This window comes from Marinomonas sp. HM11-D (assembly GCF_057626615.1).
Map to the genome: position 1 here is coordinate 1 of NZ_JBMMKT010000025.1, position 22,343 is coordinate 22,343.

The window sequence follows — 22,343 nt, forward strand, 5'->3', positions numbered from 1 at the left end:
GTAAGTCACGAAGTAAGTCACGAAGTAAGTCACGAAGTAAGTCACGAAGTAAGTCACGAAATAAGTCATGAAGTAAGTCATGAAGTAAAATTACCTGAAAGTATATCCTATTATTTTGATACAACTGGGGTGTATCAAAATTCAATTGGCCTTATAAGAGGTTGGATAGTTTCAAGGGTGAATAATGTTACAGCTATTGAAGTTGAAGCAGATGGTGAACGACTAGATACGATAGAGCTTCACAGGTTTAATAGAGACGATATAAATAGCAATTTTAATGTTTCAAATGGGGATGCATTTGGATTCTCTTTGATTTTCAAATTAAATCCAGATTATAGGAATTTAACTTTAAAAATCTATTTAGATAATACTGCTCATACAGTTAAAATAAACTTAATAGAAAAGATCCTACTGAAAGACCTGAAATATTCTTTAATAGACGCAAAAATTGATTTGTATAGTATAATCAAGAAGGTTTCTAGCTTTTCTTCAACTGGTTTATTTAAAGAACTGCCCTCGATGAGCGTTCCATTCAGCCAGTCTGGCTTGAAATTTCATATTGATTATACAGTTCCTACCACTAAAGGTGTGTTGCTTAATGGATGGATTATAGGGGCTGAAAAGCTATCTGGAATAGTGGTTTGCTCAGAGGAAGGGATATCAGAAAACCACTTAAAATCTATGGTATTTCATAAAAGGCTTGACGTTAACACTGAGTTTTCCCTGTCGGAAGATCGTGATTTGGGTTTTAGCTTATATATAAATAGTTTAGATACTAAGAGCTTTAATATTTATTTTCTCTTAGAGAGCGAGATTAGTTTATATAGCTATTCAGTAAGTGAAAAATTAAAACCTCCTGTCGAAGCAACAAAATTAGGTTTGTCATCTCTTAACATAAACAAAGCAGGATTTACTCAATCCATTGAAAAGGTTTATCATAATTTCCTAAAGGATATCTGGGAAAACTATATTGTCGAACCAAAATCCTCTGACTTGAAAGTAGTGCAATACGGTCAAGAAATATCTGATCCGAAAGTTACTATAATTGTTCCAATTTATGGGCGATATGATTTTATACTGCATCAAATATCCGCTTTTGAAAAAGATGAGTTTTTCGAAAAAGTTGATCTGATATACATTATTGATGATCCGAGTATTTCTGATGCATCTCATGAATTAGCGTCAGAGATAGATAAGTTTTACAATATGGCTTTTAGAGTTGTAAGCTATGGGAAAAACTATGGTTATTCAATGGCAAATAATATTGGGGCCAAGTTAGCAAAGTCAACACATCTATTATTGATGAACTCAGATGTATTTCCAAAAGAACCAGGTTGGCTATTAGATTTATATAATGCATACCTGAGTATTAATAATGTTGGTGCTTTAGGTTCTAGGTTAATTTATGAGGACGGTTCAATACAGCATAATGGAATGTCTTTTATTAGTTCAAATTTAATTGATGGTGTATGGCTAAATGATCATCCATATAAGGGGCTACCTTCAAATTTAGTCCCAGTTCAAAATAAAATAACCCAAATGAATATTGTCACAGCAGCTCTGCTAATGATCGACAAGAAAATCTTCTTTGAAATTGGTGGATTTAGTACAGATTATATATTGGGGGATTTTGAGGATTCAGATTTATGCTTGAAACTTATTGATAAAGGATATGAGAATTTTTTATATTCAGGCTATGAAATTTTTCACCTTGAAAGGCAGTCCCAATCATTAGTCAGTGATGGTGACTGGAAGACTAAACTAACACTTTACAATGGTTGGTTACATACTAAGAAGTGGACAGAGTTTATCAAAAGTGAAGTGAAGTGATGCTAAAAATGAAAAAAAAGATTTTAATTGTAAGTCATGGGCACCCAGATTTTAGTAAAGGTGGTGCAGAGGTTGCTGCATATAACCTATTTAGCGAATATAAAAAAATAGGTCTAGAAGTGCTATTTTTAGCGCGTAGCAATGCATTGTCACATGGAGGTTCTGTTTTCTCGTGCAGAGAAAATAATGAAATCCTATTTCATACTAGTATGAATGACTTCTTCTTGTTTCAATCAGCTAATAAAAAACACATCTATGGTGATTTTGCTACTCTACTAGAACAATTTAAACCTGATGTTGTGCATTTTCACCACTATATTCACATGGGGCTTGAAATGATTCGCCAGGTTAAAAGCTCATTGCCTAATTGCAGAATAATACTGACACTTCATGAATATTTAGCTATTTGCGCAAATAATGGGCAAATGGTTAAAACAGATGATAAAATGAAGCTGTGTTATCGCTCATCGAATATTGATTGCTCTAATTGCTTTCCAGAAAAAAGTCCGTCTGATTTTTTTCTCAGGAAAAAATATATTCAAGACCACTTTTCGATGGTTGATGAGTTTGTTTCTCCAAGTAATTTTTTAATTGAAAGGTATATTGAGTGGGGGATTGACGCGGCGAAGTTAAAGATGATTGAGAATGGTCAACCTTTAATCGAAGCTCGTTCAAATACACAATTTAATTCGAGTAAAACTTTAAAGCTTGCTTATTTCGGCCAAATAAATCCATATAAAGGATTAGATGTGCTATTAGATGCAATTCAAAATCTTCCAAAAGAGTTGAGAAATAGTGTTAGTTTAGATATATATGGTGCAAACCTTGATGTACAGAGTACTAAGTATCAAGAAAGAGTTTCAGTATTATTAGATCAACTTAGCGACAATGTAGTAATGCATGGTCCATATGAATCTAATGAAATGTCTGAATTATTGAGTTCAATTGATTGGGTAGTGATACCATCAATATGGTGGGAGAATTCACCGATGGTTATTCAAGAAGTATTCAAGAATGGAGTTCCAATAATATGCTCTAATATTGGAGGTATGGCGGAAAAAATAATTGATGGAAAAACTGGAATACATTTTAGAAATCGGTCACACACTGACTTGTCTGATAAAATTGAATTTTTATGTAAGAATAAAAATATTACTGTTAAGTTTCGTGAGAATATAAAGGATGTTTTTTCAATATCAGATTGTGCAATGCAGCATTTAACGGAAGTGTATTAAGGTTAATTTATGTTAAATGGTTTTATAGAGCAGTTTAATTTCAGTAGGATTTCTGGTTGGATTACTGATTATGATAGTAAAGGATATGCAGAGCTCTATATTGAGTTCCCGAAATTCAATAAGAAATTTAAAATAGTTACAAACCAATCTAGGGACGACCTGAAGAAAAATCAATATTGTTTTAGCTATGAGTTTTTAACACAGGCAATGCCTGAGCTTGACTATCTAGATGTTGATTTGAAAAACTCATATGGAGAGCATATAGTAAACTCACCATGCAAAATTGTCTTTTCAAAAAAAGAGTTAAAAAAAGTACTTAGAGGCAAAGATAATTGGCTCTTCTTAACACATGACAGTAATTTTAGTCTGGAATACCTAACTGGTAAAAAAAATGTAGCACCAGACTTCAAAGATTCTTGGGAGCAAGTATTAAAGAAACGTATTACATTGTCATACGAAAAGTCTACGGATATCATTTTTTTGGTTTGTCCTGAAAAAGAAGTTGTATGCCAACAATATTTACCTGAAGGCTTCTCGATATCAAATAATCGTCCAATATTTGAATTTACTGAATCTTGTGAATCATCAAAAATGAATTACTTTATTCCAAGTTTTGATAATATTGAAAAATCCTTTACTAAAGGAGATACTCATTGGACTTATTCTGGGGCCTTTCAGGCCTTTAAAGGTATGATGAAAAAACTTGGTATTGAGGAGTGTATTTTTGAAAGTGACTTTATTAAATCCTCAGATTTTCAAGCAAGTGATCTTGTTTCGAAAGTAGATGGCCTCAATACAGAGATAATAGAATTTTGGAAGGCTACAAATAAAAGTGTATGCAAAGAGCATAACTCTTTCTCTAACAGAGGAAGGCTTCAGCGTTATGAAAACGAGGCCAAGATAAACAGACGCGTGATGTTATGGCATTCGTCATCAGTAGATTGGCTCAAACCATTTATAAATTATGTTTTTACAGATGTATTATATATATGGGATCAAAATATAGACTGGAGGTTAGTTGACGAGTTCAATCCTGAATTGATTATTTGTCAAACTAATGAGAGATTTTTGACCGTTATACCAAGTGACAGAGAAAATGAATAGTTCTGGGATCTATAATAAATGTTTTTGGCCTGTTTTTGTTGATAAAGAAGTTATGGTAGGTTATGTGCCAATCCCTAAGGCTGCTAACACTAGTATTTTAAATGCAATATTTAATTGGAAAACGTGTAGTGAAAAGAAAGAAAGGTTAGGTTCTATCCCCAATTCAGAAGTATCTATAGCTGTTGATGATCCATCGAGAGTTCACCTATATCAAAAATATATGTTTGATGGGATGGTATCCAAAAGCTCGGATTTGTCTGATTACTTTGTCTTCACTTGTGTAAGAAATCCAATCGCAAGATTTATTTCATTTTATAAAGACAAAATTCTTAGATGGGATCCATATATAGAAAAGAATCTTCTATCTCAGGGTTTTTATTATAATATGAATCTAGATGATTGCATTGAAAATATTTTAAATAATTCTCCTGAATTGTTAGAGCAGCATTTAAGGCCGATGTATTGTTTTTTATATCATTCAGGGAAGTTTGTCGCTGACTACTTTTTTAAGGTTGAAGACATAGATAATGGTTGGGAGATGGTTAATTATATTACAGGGAAAAATGTTGAATTGCTTTCTGAAAACTCAAGCAATTCTCGCGCCCCAAAAGATATACTATTGAATAGTAAGCAAATTAACCAGCTTATTGAGTATTACTACCTTGATTTTAAACTTTTTAATTACCCTATGGAAGCTAGTTTTTATGAATAAAGCAATTATGTACTCTTTGAATGACTCTGTTGAGGAGGCCCCTTTTTTATCGACAGATGACTATTTTACTAAAGTAGGCTGTAATACTGGTAATTTAGCGTTTACATACGCCGCTAAACTTATTTTAGGAGAAGGGATCGCCCAAATTGGCTGGGGGGCAAGTGTACAAAACACTGAAAAGCATTCTTTAGTCCTTACATGCGCCAATCAGTTAGGAGCTCATAGAGATATGAGTGCTCAAGCCAAAAAGATTTCAACTATCGATATGCCAATTGTAGCATTAGGCCTTGGTTCTCAGTCGCCTTCAATTCATGAATTTCCAGTTTGCCCACAAGGGTCTCTTGATTGGATTGATGAGATATCAAATAAATCTTATAGTGATCATCCAAATATCGCTGTTCGAGGAAAGTTTACGTATGAATACCTTAAATCATTAGGTAAAGAAAAAAAAGCTGTTGTGTTAGGATGTCCATCGCTGCTAATCAATAACGACACTTCATTAGGGGCTAAAATAGATAAAAAGAAATCATTTCCTCCTAAGAGAATAGCTGTGGCAGCTGGCAGTCCATGGGTAAAAGATCATCAAGTTTTAGAGCGATCGTTAGCTGATTTAGTTACGCAAACAAATGGCTTATATATTGCTCAGATGACTTTGGATTTGGTTAAACTTGCAAGATCTGATTTTGACAATATCGATGACTCTAAAATTGCTAACTTTAACTCATATTTGAGGCCTAATCTTTCTTTGCCAGAATTTAAAGAGTGGTGTAGGTGCTATATGGCTAGCTTTAGCCATATTCCTTCTTGGATGGAAGAGTTGAAGAAGTATGATTTTGTAATTGGTAATAGAATACATGGTGTAATGCTTGGTATTCAAGCAGGAATACCATCAATGTGTATAGCTCACGATTCAAGAATAGTTGAGTTGTGCGAAGTTATGAAAATTCCATATATACACATGAAGGATGTTAAAGAAAATGGTCTTAATATGCGCTTAATTGAGAAGCATTATAATTTCGACCCTACTGAGTTCGATAATAATAGAAAAGAACTTGCCAATGGCTATAAAAATTTTCTTATTTCTAATAATGTAGAAATATCTTCACACTTAGAGAGTTTTCTCGCATAAAGTTACCCCCGTGTTTATTCAGACTTGATCTGGCAGTTGCATGCTCGAATTCAAATGCCTGTCAGATTAAATCTGGATTATGTTATTTTCCTCTCAAAACCAGTTCCCCATTAAACAATCCCTCCAATGGCTTACATTCACTCTAAATTTTTCGACGATATGTCTGCTCATTACTCATAAATTAAGGTTTCTCTGTAAACGCCGCTAAGATTCAGAAGAAGTTTTCTGCATTGTTTGAAGCGCTTTGAGAATTAGGTATAATTTTTCTTAGAATCGTTCATGTGCACGTTTACCTAAAAGATATTTAGCTAACAAGCGGCGATTTATTGTATCTGGTATAGTAGGACTTCAATCAAATGCTTATAGCTCACGATAGTACTTAAATTGATTGGCAATCTTAGAGTGTAATCTTTGGGCAGTTGATCTATAGCCAGCTTATCATCATTAATGCTACGCTTATTGTATTTATATGTGAGTTTTTTATTCCTACAAATAAATCTGATTGATTAGATTAATGACTAGCGACCCATAAACTATGGATATAATTGATCCAACCTTCAAGAAGTCCTTGGATGTATAACGACCAGCTGAATACACCATCAAATGGGTTTGGTAGCCAAATGGTAGGATAAAGCAAGCACTGGCGGCAAATGCAATCGTGAGTATAAAGGGTAAAGCAGGTAAGCCAAAACTTTCTGCCGTGGTCAACGCAATGGGAAAAGCCAATGCCGCCGCAGCGGTATTGGTTACAGCTTCTGTTAAGGCCCAAGTCATCACATATAGAACAATCAATGCCACCAGTGGAGTGTAACCTTGGTATAGCCTACCCATAGCCTCAGTTATAAGGGAGGCTGCACCAGAGTTAGTTAACCCCATTGCGATAACTAATGCTGAACCTATGATGGCTATATATTCAAACGGAAAGCGTCGACGGATCTCACTAATGGTGAGTACTTTGCTAAGTAACAGACCACATAATATCAGTAAAAGCCCAGTGAACAACGGTATCAGTTGCGCGGCCGCCAATCCTAAGGTGATCATAAATGCCAACGCTAACAGACTGCTTTTACAAGTACTAATAGGGGGTTGAAGCGGTTCACCACTTAATAAGTGGAAGTTGCGATCTAGGTTGCGGTGGTTTTTAAAGTCGCTGCCGGTTGCTAATAATAGTGCGTCGCCTACTTTTAAAGTGATACGACCCAGTTGGCCTTGAAGACGCTTGTCACCACGATGAATGCCAATGACTGCAGCATTAAACATGGTACGAAAATCGACACCTTGTAGGGTTTTGCCAGCTAATTCGGATTGATTCGAGATGATCACTTCTACGAGATGATTGTTGAAAGTTTTGGCCGCGCTTTCATCGCCAACGCTCAAGCCATGAAATTGTTGTAATGTTGATGCTTTGCTCATTTCTCCAGAAAAAATCAGTAAATCGCCAGCATAAATGGTTTCATTAGGTGAGACAGGGCGTATCAACTCCCCTTTACGTTCAATTTCAACTAAGTAAAGCCCATCCAGATGGCGCAATGCATTTTGTTCAATAGAATGGTCAATTAAATTAGAGCCAGGCTCTACCTGTGCAGTGAGAAAATAGCTATTTTCACCACTTAAGTGCTCTCCGCCCTGATGTTGTGGTAGTAATCGGCGAAACACATATAAGCAGCCTAGGCAAATCAGCGCCACAGGGACGCCAATTTTACTCATTTCAAATAAGCCTAATTCAGGCTGCCCGGCACCAATCATAAATGAGTTAACAACAAGGTTGGTGGAGGTGCCAATAAGAGTTGTGATGCCCCCAAGAATTGAGGCATAAGACAGTGGCAGCAATAGGCGAGATGCAGGGATCTGCTTTTGTTTGGCGATATGGCTTAGGAAAGTAGCGACCACGGCCGTATTGTTTAGAAAGGCGCTTAAAGTACTGGTGGTGAGAAGCAGTTTGGCTAAAGCTTGTCGCTCACCACCACTAACAAGCATCGCAGCTAGCTTTTCAAGCAGTCTCGATCGTTCAAACGCCAGTGAAACTAAGAGCAATAATACCAGCGTGGCTAGGGCTGGATTACTAAAGGCAGCTAGAAATTCTTGGCTTGAGACAATATTAAACACTAAGTAGGACGTTGCTAAAGCTGGGAAAGCATACATAGGTTTTACTCGACCACTTGCGACGCATACTAAAAGCCCAACAATACTTGCCAGTACTAACCAATCCACTTTGACCTACCTGTTACCAATAAGATGTTTTCCTTAATGTCTTGCTATTTTGGTTGATTTTTCAATAGACTGTCCACAAAGATTATGACCTACAGGTCATATAAATTAAAAAATGCATATTTTTCAATTACTTATTATTTTTATGTTAGTTAATTAATTATGCCAGCTAATATCAGCATTCAACTAAATCCAGCGAAATTGGCTGCGGTAAAGATGCGTTTACGTGGTGTTAAAGTGTCGGATGTGGCTAAGCAGACTGGGTTAAGTGCGCCAACCATCATTAAATGTCATAAGCTATTTCTGCGAGGCGGTTGGCAGGCTCTGGTAGATGAAAAGCGAGGTCGCCAGACAGGACAAGGCACCTTGTTGAAACAGGCTGAAGTTGATCAACTTGTCAATGCGATGCAGCAACCACAAGTTTGTTTATGGTCCTGTGAGCAAGTGGTTGAGTATGTTCGGGATGAGTTTTCTGTTGTTATCTCGGAGCGAACCGCAAGTCATCTATGTGAGCAACTTGGCCTATTATGGCAGCCTTGGTCGTTAACTCGTTTAGTCAATGTTGCAGGGCGACGTGCTTTAAAACGTGCGGGTGAATTGAAAGAAGGCGAACCAACATTGTATTTCGCTTATTGTCGCTCTGTTTGGCTACAGCAAGGTGAACAGCGCGTTCATCAAGTACAGCTGGCATTACAGACGCCGAAACATAAACGTCTTTGGTCCTTGTGTACATGGCCAACGGAAGATTGGCTAAAACAGACTTTGATATTGCTGCTAAGTCAACTGCCTCACACACAAAAAGGAAAACGCCCAATGAGATTGGTGTTGACGGGATTGGATTTATCTCGCGCTAGTGGTTTTAACAATTGGGCAGAAGAGCTCACGGAATCAGGGCAATTAGAGCTGTTGCTAATCAAACCTCAGCACAGCTTATTGCCAAGCTAAATAAATTATTAGATACAGTTGGATCCATTTTAAAAAGGGAGTATTTTATGTCGTCTTTGACGCATTTAAAGCGGTTAGAAGCAGAAAGCATTCATATCATGCGTGAAGTCGTCGCAGAGGCAGCTAACCCTGTCATGCTTTACTCTATTGGTAAAGATAGCGCCGTGATGCTGCACTTGGCCTTGAAAGCCTTTGCACCCTCAAAATTGCCTTTTCCATTGTTGCATGTGGATACTCGCTGGAAATTTCAGGAGATGTATCAATTCCGTGATGCGATGGCGCAGAAACATAATTTCCATTTGCTAGTTCATACCAACCCAGAAGGTATCAAGAAGGATATAAATCCATTTACCCATGGTTCGGCATTACATACGGATATCATGAAAACTGAAGGCCTGAAGCAAGCGTTAAACGAGCATGGTTTTGATGTGGCTTTTGGTGGGGCGCGTCGTGATGAAGAAAAATCGCGTGCCAAAGAACGTATTTTCTCATTCCGTACAGCAGATCATCGTTGGGATCCAAAAGCACAGCGCCCAGAATTGTGGAAGCTGTACAATACCCGTAAACATCAAGGCGAGACTATTCGCGTATTTCCATTGTCTAATTGGACAGAGCTGGATATTTGGCAATACATTCATCTAGAGAATATTCCCATTGTCCCTTTATATTATTCAGCACCGCGTCCAGTAGTTGAGCGAAATGGTACCTTGATTATGGTGGATGATGAGCGCATGCCATTGAAAGATGGCGAAGTTCCTATGATCAAGAATGTTCGTTTTAGAACGCTAGGTTGTTACCCCTTAACTGGGGCGGTTGAATCAAAAGCTAACACGCTTACCGATATTATTCAGGAAATGCTACTGACCAAAACATCTGAACGTCAAGGGCGTGTGATTGACCATGACTCTGCAGCGTCAATGGAGAAGAAAAAACAAGAAGGATATTTCTAATGACGAATGTTTCAGATTTGATCGCAACCGATATCGAGCAATATCTAGCTCAGCATGAGAACAAAAGCTTGCTGCGTTTTATTACCTGCGGCAGTGTTGATGACGGTAAAAGCACGCTTATTGGCCGCTTGCTTTATGATTCAAAAATGTTGTTTGAAGATCAGCTTAGTGCCATGGAAGCAGACTCCAAGAAATATGGCACACAAGGTGAAAATATTGATTTTGCCTTGTTAGTGGATGGTTTGGCGGCTGAGCGCGAGCAGGGCATTACTATTGATGTGGCTTACCGTTTTTTCTCAACTGAACGTCGTAAGTTTATCGTCGCAGACACGCCTGGGCACGAGCAATATACACGCAATATGATTACCGGTGCATCGACTGCAGATACAGCTATTCTAATGGTAGATGCGCGTCACGGCATCATGACCCAAACTCGCCGACATAGTTTCTTAATGTCTTTGATCGGTATTAAAAAGATCGTTGTTGCTGTAAACAAGATGGATTTATTGGAATACAGTAAGTCTACCTATTATCACATTTGTGATGACTATCAAAGCTTTGCTAAGGAACTTGGTTTTGAGGAAGTTGTATTTATTCCTATGTCGGCTTTAAAGGGTGATAACATTACTCAGCCTAGCTCGCATACACCATGGTACAACGGCCCAACATTGATGGGGTATTTGGAAACGGTTGAAGTGAGTGACGATCGCTTGCAAAAGCAATCCTTCCGTATGCCTGTACAATGGGTGAATCGACCTAACCTTGATTTTCGAGGTTTTGCTGGCTGTATTGCTGGTGGTGAGATCAAAGTAGGTGATTCGATTCGCGTTCAACCTTCAGGTAAAACAAGCACGGTTGCTTCTATTTATACCTACGATGGGAATTTGCCATCGGCCGTAGCGGGTCAGTCTATCACCCTAACATTGGACGATGAGATCGACATTTCCCGTGGTGATGTGATTTCTGGCATTGATCAACCTGCGCAAACAGGCCAGCAATTCCAAGTCAATCTAGTGTGGATGAGTGAAGAGCCGCTTTACCCAGGTCGCCCGTATCTTTTGAAGATTGGTACACAAACCGTGCAGGCAACGGTGACGGAGATTCGCCATCAGGTTAATGTTAATACGCTTGAGCATATGGCTGCTAAGAAGCTAGAACTTAACAGCATTGCGGTTTGTAATATCAATCTAAATCGCGCTATCGCCTTTGACCCATACGAGCATAACCCTGACACAGGTGGTTTTATCTTAATTGACCGTATGTCAAATAATACGGTGGCTGCGGGTATGATTAATTTTGCGCTGCGTCGTAGTCAGAACATCCATATGCAACATATCGATGTTAACAAGCAAGCACGTTCAGAATTAAAAGGCCATAAGCCTTGCAGTATTTGGTTAACAGGGTTGTCAGGCTCGGGCAAATCAACTATTGCCAACCTTGTTGAGAAAAAACTTCATGCGCTTGGTGTTCATACTTACCTGCTAGATGGCGATAATGTACGTCACGGACTTAACCAGGATCTTGGCTTTACCGATGATGCCCGAGTTGAGAATATTCGCCGCGTAGCCGAGGTGGGTAAGCTTATGGTGGATGCGGGACTGGTCGTGATCAGTGCCTTTATTTCGCCATTCCGTTCTGAGCGTAATATGGCGCGTACTATTTTAGCGGATGACGAATTCTTTGAAGTATTTGTAAGCACTCCGTTAGATGTCGCCGAGAGTCGCGATCCAAAAGGCCTTTATAAAAAAGCTCGCCGTGGGGAGCTAAAGAACTTTACCGGTATTGATTCTGCTTATGAAGCGCCTGAAACTCCTGAAGTGTTAGTGGATACCACTAAGCTTTCTGCAGATGAGGCGGCTGAAGAAATCATTCGTGCACTACAAGATGCTGGAAAAATTCCAGCTCAACAGTAAGGGAAATATATTGAATAACTTTACGATTCAACAGATTAATGAAATCTCCGTGCTGGCTGGGGAAGCCATCATGGAGATCTATGAAAATGGCGATTTTAGTGTTGATTTTAAATCGGATGAATCGCCACTAACGGCAGCAGATAAAGCCGCTCATATTGCTATCGTACAGCGTTTAGAGAAATTGACTCCTAATATTCCAATTCTTTCTGAAGAGGCGGTCGAGGAGTTTAGTGGTGCGAACGCACAAGGCGAATATTGGTTAGTGGACCCTTTGGATGGTACTAAAGAGTTTATTAAACGTAATGGCGAGTTTACCGTTAATATCGCTTTGATCCGTGATGGTGTGCCTGTGTTGGGTAGCGTATATGCACCAGCGACTGAAACGCTTTATTACACCGATGAAAAGGGCGCTTTTAAAAAGCAAGCGGATGCTGGCGCGCAAGCCATTCAAGTGTCTTTACATCAAGAAGGGCAAGAGTGGCGTGTGGTGGGCAGCCGTTCTCATGCTAGCCAAGAGACCTTGGATTACTTGGCTGATATCGGTGACTATGAAATGGTGCCAATGGGCAGTTCACTGAAACTTTGTTTAGTGGCCGAAGGTAAGGCGGATTTGTATCCTCGCTTCGGTTTAACTTCGCTTTGGGATACGGCGGCTGCGCATGCCGTGGTATTGGCAGCGGGTGGAGAGGTGATTACGCCTGAAGGGGAACCTCTTTCTTATGCTGATACGAGCAAGGTTTTGAATCCTTTCTTTATTGTTCGAAATCCACATGATTGGAAATAAGTAACTGGTACGACCCGAGTCCGTTCGGGGATGTGAGGATCAGGAGATGGGTCGTACGACCCGGCTTCGTCCGGGGAAGCAATGCCTCAATCGCGGGATACAACCCGCTCGTACGACTCGGCTTCGTCCGGGGAAGCAATGCCTCAATCGCGGGATACAACCCGCTCGTACGACCCCATCCCAACCTTCCCCTTGAAAAGGGGAAGGGGCTAATATTCCGCGATGTAGTCTTCGGTTGCGAGTCGGAACTCGCTCCTACAAATTGTATCCGTTTGGGTTGTTTTTCTGCCAGTTCCAAGAATCTCGACACATGGTTTCCAGGTCGAGCTCTACTTGCCAATCCAGTTGTTGCTTAGCCTTACTAGCGTCCGCATAAAACTCTGCGATATCGCCCGCACGGCGTGGGACGATTTCAAATGGAATAGTTTGTCCGCTAGCATTTTCAAAGGCTTTGATGACTTCTAGTACGCTGTAGCCTTTGCCCGCACCGAGATTGTAGGCTTGGATTTCAGGGGCACTGGTGTTATGCAGCTTTTCGAGGGCTTTTAGGTGTCCTTTAGCAAGGTCGACCACATGAATGTAATCGCGTCTGCAGGTACCATCAGGGGTAGGGTAGTCACCTCCAAACACACTTAATTTCTCACGTTTGCCGACGGCAACCTGGGTAATAAAGGGCATTAGATTATTAGGCATACCATTTGGATCTTCGCCAATCAGGCCGCTTGGGTGTGCGCCAATAGGATTAAAGTAACGCAATAGGGCAATATTCCAGCGAGGGTCAGCGATAAACGCATCCTGTAGGAATTGCTCAATCATTACTTTAGTTCGACCGTAGGGGCTGGTTGAGGATAGAGGCATGTCTTCGATGTATGGAATAGAGTTGTTGTCACCATAAACGGTGGCAGAGGAACTAAAGACTAGGTTAAAAACGCTTGTTTGTTGCATACATTCAAGCAAGATCAGTGTTCCTGTAAGGTTATTGTGATAGTAGCTCAGTGGAACCTGTGTGGATTCGCCAACGGCTTTTAAGCCTGCAAAGTGAATTACGCCATCAATATCATGCTGCTGAAATACTTCGGCTAATGCTGATTTATCCAGTAAGTCGATAGTATAAAAGCTTAAACTCTTACTGGTAATTTGCTCGACTCGTCTTAGTGATTCAGCATTTGAGTTGCAAAGATTATCAACCACAACAACGTGGTAACCTTGCTCAAGTAATTCAACACATGTATGGCTACCGATAAAGCCTGCACCGCCAGTCACTAAAATGGTTTGCATTTTTAAGAATTCCCTTATTTTTCATGCATCTATAAAGCTGCTTATGTACAATCAGGCACATCATACATGATTTGGAGTTTGCTGTGCCTTATTGGTTACGTTTTCTTATGATTGGTCGTCGTGTGCCATCAGTATGGTTGCTTCGACCTTTATCTATCATTACTGCCTATCTATTGGCAGTAAAAGCGCCTGAAATTGAAAGCGCAGATCAGCGTGTATTCAGTTACATCGGTCTATCAGCTGTATTGTTATGGTGTTTTATTTGGTTGGTGTGGCATCTGCGGGATCGCTTAAATCGAAAATAACGGCTTAGACGGATACGAACTGTTACATATGTTCACTGCCTTTGGTAGTATCCACCTACCATTGCGCGTGTATACGGAAATAGAGAAGATTAAATACCATGGCAAAAACGATTAATGAGCGCCTGCAAAAAGCTGCAAAGGCGTTTGAAAAGCAAGATTTTGAGAAAGCCGAGAAGCAATACCGTAAGGCTTTAATGGCTCATCCACGTAATATGGGCGCCAATATGGGGTTGGTAATTGTACTAAACCGCACCCAGCGCTCAAAAGATGCTCTTAAAATACTTAAGAGTGTATGGGAGATAGCGAAGTCGAACACTGAACTTCCAGCTTCCGCGAAAGCTTCCGTACTAGTGCAAACAGCTATTGCACAGCAGCAATTGGGCATGCTCAAAGAAGCACTTAATTCCTTTCGTGCGGCCTATTCGTTGACACCAACGTCTGAGCTGCAGTCTTACATTCAAAAGCTCCAAGGTTTACTAGAGTCTCCTGAGCCTCTACAAAACTTGATTGATCAAGCTACTCAGAAACGCCAACAAGGCGATTTCCCTTCAGCAGCAAAACTGTACGAAGCAGCGCTTAAGATGAATGCTGACTCCCCAGAAGCATTGCATGGTTTAGGTATGACTTATCGTCAACTTGGTGCTCCAGAAAAAGCACTGCCGTTTGTACAGCAGGCTATTATTTTAGCGCCTGATCGTCATGATTTTTACAATGATTTAGGTATGCTATTTCAAGACCGTGATGATCTTAAAAAGGCAATTACCTTCCATAAGCGCGCTTTGTCTTACAAACCAGAGTTTGTACCAGCTCTAATTAACTTGGGAGTTGCCTACAAGCGTTCAGGTCAGTTGAATGAAGCGGTTGCTTCCTATCGCGCTGCGATTGAAGTAAACCCAAATATTCCTGAGGCGCATAACAACCTTGGCAATTTGCTTCGAGTTCAAGGTGATCATGCGGGCGCCAAAGAGTGCTTAATGAATGCTTTGAAATTGCGTCCGAATTATCAGGATGCAATTAATAACCTTAAAGAATTAGAGCAAACGCTGAACGCTTAGTTTGATCTGATCTCATCGCAACCTTCCTCTTGAAAAGGGGAAGGTGCTTCTTGAACGTGAGATCTCATCCCATCAATATATGAATTGTCTCGCAGAAATGCTGATGCCCTGTGCGACTTGTAACAATTTCGAAACCTTTTTCTGCTTTCTTTTGAAACATCTACGATGTTTCGTGAGCTCTCTAGCATTCCGATTTCAAATAATTTGAGCGTTATCCCTATCAAGTGAAGGTGAATTCTTCTTCATAAATACATGAGTGAAGATGTTCGAAACCTTGAGCACATTATACGCACTTTACAAGTGTTTTTGGGGCGAGCCTTGCCTCCTCGTTAAAGCAGGCTCTGATAAGAATTTTCAATCAAAATTAGTACTTTATCTTTGCTCGATGCCGTATTTTTTGACTAATTAGTATTTTGATATATGGCGGTATGAGATAGAATCGAAAGAGCCTGAAGTGTTAAATTTTTCCTGCTCTCTGTTGTTATGATCGTTATGCCTGTTTCTCCATGAAGCGGCAAGACGATAGCCAATGGCGTAAGACTGCAAGAAATGTTTCATGTAAAGGCATTTGATAATCACTCTAGTTCGAGGGGTGTTTAGCTTAATCGAACTTGACTATGTTTCTAATGCTCTTAGGGTGTTAAGGAAATCAATTTGTTGTATAGGAGAATACAATGGCAACAGTAGCTGGCGGGTTAATTGACCAAGCCGTAGTTAATTCAGATGGCAGTACCATTACTGCGTCTACTCTTTTGGAAACAATCGGCGTTCAGGTGACGGCGGCTCAAGATGGCTCTGCCGCTCAAGTAGTAGGTGGTGGTCGTCTTGCTGATGCTGTGACAGCATTATTAGGTGCTGGTAATAACGTATCTGTTAGCACTCAAGTTGGCGCTACAGTCGTTACCGGCCAAGTAACTAAGGCAAGTGGTATTGTTGAAACAACTTCAGCTGCATCTTTGACTGCTGAAGCGGGACAACAAGCGACCGCTCAAATTAACATGGGTGATAACGCTACTATCGCTGTAACGGGCAATGCAGGTACAGCTGTTGCGGGCAAAAAAGCGACTGCTGAGACTGTTGATGCAGCAACTCAAACAGCTCAAGAGCAAGTGGCTGAGCTTGCACGTAACTTAGGCTCTAGTGATGAAGATTCTGCGGTAGTACGTGAATCTTACAACGCTAAGCTAGCTAAGCTTACTGCTAATGCGTTTAACCAAGTTACTGTTAGTGGCGGTTCTGATACCGTTGTTGGTGGTAACGGTGATGACGCTCCTGCTGCTCCTAAAGTTGGTATTGAGATGCTTTCTCTATCTAACTCTGATGCTGGTGACATCACGATTGTTGGTGCAGCTAAGGTAGTGGGTGAAAGCACTGTAACCATGCTAGACATCTTTGATGTTCAGTCTGGTTCTGCAGTTAAAGTTAGTCAGATGGAAAACGTACTGTTGATCGGTGGTGGTCGTGTAGAAGTTTCTGATGACACTAACACAACTATTTTCGGTGATGCTGCAGACCAAATCATTGTTGGTGGTGCTGGTAACGACACTCTAGTTGGTGGTGGCGGTAGCGACTCTCTAGTGGGTGGTGATGGTCAGAACACCTTCGGCTTTGAGTCTATCGGTAACTACACGATTGCTGACTTTGGTGCTAATGACGATAAGATTTCGTTTGGTGATGCAGGTATTCAATCACTTGAGGATCTTGCTCAAATCATTACAGGTGCAGCTGACGTTGATGGTAATGCTGTGTTTACATTCTTCTCGGGTGCAAACGCGACAACAATTACCCTAGTTGGTATGTCTGTTAATGACATCACAGCAGATATGGTGAACTTTGATCTTTAATTAGATCGGGTTACATCGTTTTGCTAGGAGCTCACTTCGGTGAGCTCCTTTTTTTAAATTGATAACTACCTGAAAGGATCCTTATAAATGGATATTCTATTTCTTCATCCATCTTTCCCGGGGCAATTTTCACGTTTAGCACCATTATTTGCTAAGAGCAATGGCATAAGCGTTTGCGCAATGGGAGACTCGGAGATGATGAAGATTACCGAAGAGATCCCTAATATCCCGCTGATAAGGTACACTGTGCCAAAGTTGAATGGCGAAGGCGTTCATGCTTATGCCCATAACTTTAATAACGCAATGCAGCGTGCAACGGTAGTGGCTAACACGCTAATGGAGCATAAATATCAAGGCTATGAGCCTGATATTATCTTTGTACATCCAGGCTGGGGTGACTCTCTCTTCCTCAAAGAAGTCTATCCTCATGCAAAAATAATTGGTTTGCTTGAATTCTATTATCATTTTCGAGGGGCTGATGTGGGCTTTGACAGTGAGTTCCCCCCGACTATTAATGACGTATTCAATGTTAAAGCGATGAATGCAACACATGCTTTAGCGCTGGAAAATTTAGACAAATGCTTTTCACCTACCGAGTGGCAGCGCAGCCGTTTTCCAAAAGCATATCAAGACAAAATTGATGTTATTCATGATGGTATCGACACCGATATGGTGAAGCCAGATCACTCGGCAATATTTAGGTTACCAAATGGTTCAGAGTTAACTGCTAAAGATGAAGTAGTGACTTTTGTTAACCGAGATTTAGAGCCTTATCGTGGTTATCATAAATTTATGCGTGCATTACCTTCCATTTTGAAAGAACGTCCAAATTGCCAAGTAATCATTGTTGGTGGAGATGGTGTCAGTTATGGCAGAAGAGCACCTAAAGGTACAACTTGGAAGCAACGTTTTTTTGATGAAGTCAAAGACAAGCTTGATTTGTCCAGAGTGCATTTCACCGGGAAACTTCCTTACAGTGATTTTTTAAAAGTATTGCAGATCTCAAGTGCGCACATCTATCTGACGTATCCTTTTGTTCTTTCTTGGTCCATGCTTGAAGCCATGTCTTCTGGCTGCATTGTTATTGGCTCTAATACTGCACCTGTAGAGGAAGTGCTTGTAGATGGTGAAAATGGTTTCTTAGTGCCGTTCGATGATGCAGAGCAACTTAGCAATAAAGTGATTGAAGTATTAGCCAACAATAGTGAACTAGAACATATTCGTGAAAATGCTCGTTCAACTGTTATTAATAAGTATGACTTTAAGCAAGTAACCTTGCCGTTATTTGCCAAGCTGATTCAATCTTTAGAATAAACATGAATATCAATTTAGGGATTTAAATGGCACAGTTTCATTTTGTTGAAGATTACGAGCGCTACGTCAAGGAATTACTTGAAACCTACCCAATAGATCAAGCTATGGAGCTTGCGGTAGGAGGTAATTACGAGTTATTAGGACAAATACAAGCGTCTCTTCTTGAAAAAGTTGGTTTTACAGATAGCACTACGATTTATGATCTTGGCTGTGGCAGTGGTCGTTTATCTTCTGTGCTTCATAAGTATGCCCCCAACTTGAACTACACAGGCGTTGACGTTGTGCGAGTTTTACTCGAGTACGCAAAAATTAAAGCGCCTAACTATCGTTTTATTTTGAACCCTGAGCTTAATATTCCAGCTGAGAGTAACTCGGTGGATATTATCTCCGCATTTAGCTTATTTACACATCTTCTTCATGCAGAAAGTTATATTTATTTGCGAGAAGCACAGCGTGTATTGAAGCGTGGTGGCAAGATTGTGTTTTCATTTCTTGAGTTCAATGAGTCGATTCATTGGGATGTATTTGAGCAAACAGTTGATACAACAAAGAATCAAGAATCGACTCACCTCAATATGTTTATTGAGCGTAATACCATTGAACTTTGGGCTAATAAGCTAGGTTTTAGCGTAGATATGTATCTAAGTGCGACAACGCCTATTTGGCAAGGGCAGCCACTTGGTCAATCTATTGCTGTATTAAGAAAGGTTTCTTAAGTAGGGTGGATGGAGTTAGTGAGCAATTCTGTTTTAGATGAAAGCAGCAAAGTTAATCATATTAGTTTAGCAGAGGGTGCCGAGAGCAGGGCTGATTATGTAAGTGCTGTACTGCATTTTACTGTCGCTTTGAAGATACACGACACTCCCAAAGGGCCTGTACTTGATAAGCTTTTGAAGGCTTACCACACGTTAGGCGGGGCGCTCCATAAAAACGCTAAACTACTGAATAGTTCTGATGGCTTAATCCACTCTTCTGGTTTTACCATGAATGCCTCTGAAGTTGAGCGAATCGCTAAAACCATTCATAAGAAAGGCCTCGAAGATCTAATCAAGAAAGCTAATTTACTAGCCAATTCAGAAGTATTAGATCCTGCATTTGTTGGCAAGCAGATAGGAAAACAAACAAGCTGCCCCTTTGAAGCTGCATTTGACTTCTACACTCACTTTCACCAACGACTCCAGCCGAACGTCTACTTTAACCCATTGTTCTACAGTGCTATCAATGAGCTGGAAGCTGGGATAGACCCTGTATACCATTATTTGACCAATGATAAACAGGGGCTGCAGTTTCATCGGCTGTTTGATCGAGAGTGGCTGGCAAGTGTTGATCCCAGCATACAAGAAGTGGACTGTCCGATTAGCTACTATTGGAAGCATTGCTACACAAAAGGGATTACTGCTTGTGACCCCAGCAAAGTTATTATTGATGATAGGGTAAAGCAGTTCTTTTTTTATGAGACAACACTACCTTTTTTATCAAGCTATGTTGGGATCAAGCAGGTAAAATCAAAACTGCAGTTGACTACAGAAATCGATCCGCAGGTATTAAGTCAGCTAACTGCTATAACCGATTTCTTTGAAGGCAATAAAGCATTACCGCATTTTATCCCAATTGATTTCAATCCTGATGATTATCTAGACATCCATAAAGATATGATGATGAAGTATCAGGAAAGTCCATTTGATAGTCTAGGTCATTATCTGCTTCATGGCATTTTTGAAGAGCGACCTTACAGCCTGCAAGAAAGGTTTAGTTACCGTATAGCCAAAAAAAGGACATTTGATACGACTCAGTTAGAATCTTTCAGGGAGAAAAAGCCTCTATGTGTATTAATGCATTTATACTATGTTGACTTGTGGCCAGTTCTTAAAAGCTATATTGATAATATCGATGTGGAGTTTGATCTGCATATCAACATGGTGGATTCAACTTGGACAAATGAGGCAGTTTGCCTGATTCGTAAAGATTACCCCAGCGCCGTAATCAAAATCTCACCTAATGAAGGGCGTGATATTGGTGGTTATTTCAATTTACTTAAAACCATCAAAGTAGATGAATATTTGGCATTTATTACTATGCACAGTAAAAAAAGCCAGCATATATCTGAGCGAATGCTAGTAACCTGGCGTACTAACTTACTTCAAGCTATCTTGGGCTCAAAAGAGACTGTGAAGAACAATCTAGCTGCTTTTATTAGTGATCCGACGGTCGGCATTATTGGTTCAGCATTGCATCGTGAAGATGCTATTGGCCAAAATGCAGAGGGCTACGAACAGCTACTGGATCTTTATCGAATCTCAGAAAACAACCGTGACTGTGAATATGTCTCTGGCACCATGATGATGCTACGCTCAGATATTATGAAACGTATTTATGAGGTAGCTAAAAACCTATCCTTTAATAATGCTGACAATAAAGGCTTAGATTTCTTAATAGACGGTCAGCTAGAGCATGCCTTAGAGCGGGTTTTTGGTAATGTTATGAAAGAGCTTGGTTACAAGTTTTATTGGGGTTAGGTCATGCGTATCCTTTTTGTACTTCACGATTTAAGCCTAACCGGCGCACCAAAGATTGGTCTACAAATGGCAGAGTTGTTTGCAGAACAGGCTGAGGTATATCTTGTCGCACGACAAGATGGCCCTTTACGAGATCAAGTGAACGGCGCTGCATTTTCTGGTGTCGTCGTCGATGATAATTTGCATGAATCAGTTCATGAAGATCGTTTGAAACGAATTGAGTACGCAGTAAACCTTATCAAAGAGATCCAGCCAGATCTGGTTTATGCAAACTCAATTGCCTCAGGGGATTGGGTCAGTGCAGCAAAAGAAGCAGGTGTGCCTTGTGTATTGCATATCCATGAAATGAAAGAAGGGATGCTTGCCCTGCAACGCAATGACTTATATAACCCCTATGATTTTGAGTCCTGCGCCTACACTGTGTTCGCTTCGCAAGAAAGTCTTCGCGACTTTCAGCTTTTATTTGGTCAATCCGAAAATACCTATAACTTTGGCGTCGGGGTCGATGTTACAGCCATTGAACGGTTATCTGCATCTAAGCCGGATAAGGCGGTCAATGTATTTGGCCAAGCTTTATCCAAAAAGAAAACTCGTAAGCGAATTGTAATGTGTGGCACCGCAGTACCGAGAAAGGGTAGCGACCTTTTTTGGGAAGTAGCGAAAGCCTTACCGCAATATGATTTTCTATGGGTGGGTAGTTGGAATGATGATGACTTTGTGCAATTCCATAATCATGCTTTAAAGCAGAATAAGAAAGACCCTCTAAGAAATTTGTATTGGACCAATACTACGAGCAATCCTTATCCAGCACTTAAAACAGCGGACCTATTTGCCTTAACCTCTAGGGAAGACCCAAATCCTCTAGTTGTATTGGAGTCCATGACCTTAGGTATTCCTGTAGTGGCATTTTGTGGTACTGGTAGCTCGCACCACCTGACAAGCAAATATGGTTATACGTTGTCGGGTGAAGTGAATGCTGAGAGATTGGCAAAGTTCTGTGATCGATTACTGGAAGGTGGTGATAACATAGCGAATATTCCAGATACGATAAAAACTGAACTGGATTTATCAAATAAAACCTTCGAGCTTTATAAGCTGATTAGTGAAGTGGTAAATCCTCGTTAATATCAAACCGTATATTCTCGACTTGCATCGGTAGGTAGGGGTGGGAGGTATTAGGTGATAGAGAGTCCGCATCCCCGGACGAAGCCGGGTCGTACG

The 22,343-nt window shown here is 40.2% G+C and carries 18 protein-coding genes; 16 read left to right on the top strand and 2 right to left on the bottom strand.

Annotated features, from left to right (window positions below; all coding sequences use genetic code 11):
- The 5 genes from ACOSVP_RS18270 to ACOSVP_RS18290 form a co-directional block, all read left to right on the top strand.
- Positions 1-1,830 (top strand): glycosyltransferase family 2 protein (locus ACOSVP_RS18270; protein WP_487348918.1); only part of this gene is annotated, 1,830 nt, incomplete at its 5' end.
- Between the two features lie 8 nt (positions 1,831-1,838).
- The gene (locus ACOSVP_RS18275; RefSeq protein WP_487348919.1) at positions 1,839-3,065 is read left to right on the top strand and encodes a glycosyltransferase family 4 protein; all 1,227 of its coding nucleotides are present in this window, start codon (positions 1,839-1,841) and stop codon (positions 3,063-3,065) included.
- A gap of 9 nt (positions 3,066-3,074) precedes the next feature.
- Positions 3,075-4,169 carry an alginate O-acetyltransferase AlgX-related protein gene (locus ACOSVP_RS18280; RefSeq protein ID WP_487348920.1) on the top strand — a complete coding sequence of 365 codons (1,095 nt, stop codon included), beginning with the start codon at positions 3,075-3,077 and terminating at the stop codon, positions 4,167-4,169.
- Complete coding sequence (locus ACOSVP_RS18285) at positions 4,162-4,881, top strand: sulfotransferase family 2 domain-containing protein (RefSeq protein ID WP_487348921.1); 720 nt, start codon at positions 4,162-4,164, stop codon at positions 4,879-4,881. The genes ACOSVP_RS18280 and ACOSVP_RS18285 overlap by 8 nt, the downstream gene beginning before the upstream one ends.
- Positions 4,874-6,010, top strand: coding sequence for a polysaccharide pyruvyl transferase family protein (locus ACOSVP_RS18290; protein ID WP_487348922.1), 1,137 nt, complete (start codon positions 4,874-4,876; stop codon positions 6,008-6,010). Before ACOSVP_RS18285 ends, ACOSVP_RS18290 begins: the two co-directional genes overlap by 8 nt.
- Before the next feature lie 486 nt (positions 6,011-6,496).
- On the opposite strand, the gene ACOSVP_RS18295 is transcribed toward ACOSVP_RS18290, so the two are convergent.
- Positions 6,497-8,221 carry an SLC13 family permease gene (locus tag ACOSVP_RS18295; protein ID WP_487348923.1) on the bottom strand — a complete coding sequence of 575 codons (1,725 nt, stop codon included), beginning with the start codon at positions 8,219-8,221 and terminating at the stop codon, positions 6,497-6,499.
- A 159-nt stretch (positions 8,222-8,380) separates the two neighbouring features.
- On the opposite strand from ACOSVP_RS18295, the gene ACOSVP_RS18300 reads away from it, so the two are divergent.
- The 4 genes from ACOSVP_RS18300 to cysQ are packed head-to-tail and all read left to right on the top strand — an operon-like array spanning position 8,381 to position 12,810.
- Complete coding sequence (locus tag ACOSVP_RS18300; RefSeq protein WP_487348924.1) at positions 8,381-9,163, top strand: helix-turn-helix domain-containing protein; 783 nt, start codon at positions 8,381-8,383, stop codon at positions 9,161-9,163.
- A 47-nt stretch (positions 9,164-9,210) separates the two neighbouring features.
- Complete coding sequence (cysD, locus tag ACOSVP_RS18305; RefSeq protein WP_487348925.1) at positions 9,211-10,113, top strand: sulfate adenylyltransferase subunit CysD; 903 nt, start codon at positions 9,211-9,213, stop codon at positions 10,111-10,113.
- Complete coding sequence (gene cysN / locus ACOSVP_RS18310; protein WP_487348926.1) at positions 10,113-12,026, top strand: sulfate adenylyltransferase subunit CysN; 1,914 nt, start codon at positions 10,113-10,115, stop codon at positions 12,024-12,026. Before cysD ends, cysN begins: the two co-directional genes overlap by 1 nt.
- On the top strand, positions 11,998-12,810 hold the full coding sequence (cysQ, locus tag ACOSVP_RS18315; protein WP_487348927.1) for a 3'(2'),5'-bisphosphate nucleotidase CysQ: 813 nt from the start codon (positions 11,998-12,000) through the stop codon (positions 12,808-12,810). The genes cysN and cysQ overlap by 29 nt, the downstream gene beginning before the upstream one ends.
- A 255-nt stretch (positions 12,811-13,065) precedes the next feature.
- Here cysQ and galE read toward each other — a convergent pair whose 3' ends face one another.
- Positions 13,066-14,088 carry a UDP-glucose 4-epimerase GalE gene (galE, locus tag ACOSVP_RS18320; RefSeq protein ID WP_487348928.1) on the bottom strand — a complete coding sequence of 341 codons (1,023 nt, stop codon included), beginning with the start codon at positions 14,086-14,088 and terminating at the stop codon, positions 13,066-13,068.
- 83 nt (positions 14,089-14,171) lie between these two features.
- Here galE and ACOSVP_RS18325 point away from each other — a divergent pair, with 83 nt between their 5' ends.
- The 7 genes from ACOSVP_RS18325 to ACOSVP_RS18355 all read left to right on the top strand — a co-directional run bounded on the left by ACOSVP_RS18325 (position 14,172) and on the right by ACOSVP_RS18355 (position 22,247).
- Positions 14,172-14,393, top strand: coding sequence for a hypothetical protein (locus ACOSVP_RS18325; protein ID WP_487348929.1), 222 nt, complete (start codon positions 14,172-14,174; stop codon positions 14,391-14,393).
- 98 nt (positions 14,394-14,491) lie between these two features.
- A complete protein-coding gene (locus ACOSVP_RS18330; RefSeq protein ID WP_487348930.1) occupies positions 14,492-15,448 on the top strand; it encodes a tetratricopeptide repeat protein in 957 nt (318 codons plus the stop codon).
- Positions 15,449-16,122: 674 nt separating this feature from the next.
- Positions 16,123-17,292 (top strand): calcium-binding protein, encoded by a 1,170-nt coding sequence (locus ACOSVP_RS18335; protein ID WP_487348931.1) that lies wholly within the window; start codon positions 16,123-16,125, stop codon positions 17,290-17,292.
- Between the two features lie 87 nt (positions 17,293-17,379).
- Positions 17,380-18,606: a glycosyltransferase family 4 protein gene (locus ACOSVP_RS18340; RefSeq protein ID WP_487348932.1), complete on the top strand. Its 1,227-nt coding sequence runs from the start codon at positions 17,380-17,382 to the stop codon at positions 18,604-18,606.
- Positions 18,607-18,632: 26 nt separating this feature from the next.
- A complete protein-coding gene (locus ACOSVP_RS18345) occupies positions 18,633-19,322 on the top strand; it encodes a class I SAM-dependent methyltransferase (protein ID WP_487348933.1) in 690 nt (229 codons plus the stop codon).
- An 18-nt stretch (positions 19,323-19,340) separates the two neighbouring features.
- Complete coding sequence (locus tag ACOSVP_RS18350; protein WP_487348934.1) at positions 19,341-21,122, top strand: rhamnan synthesis F family protein; 1,782 nt, start codon at positions 19,341-19,343, stop codon at positions 21,120-21,122.
- A gap of 3 nt (positions 21,123-21,125) precedes the next feature.
- Positions 21,126-22,247 (top strand): glycosyltransferase, encoded by a 1,122-nt coding sequence (locus tag ACOSVP_RS18355; protein WP_487348935.1) that lies wholly within the window; start codon positions 21,126-21,128, stop codon positions 22,245-22,247.
- Positions 22,248-22,343 lie beyond the last annotated feature (96 nt).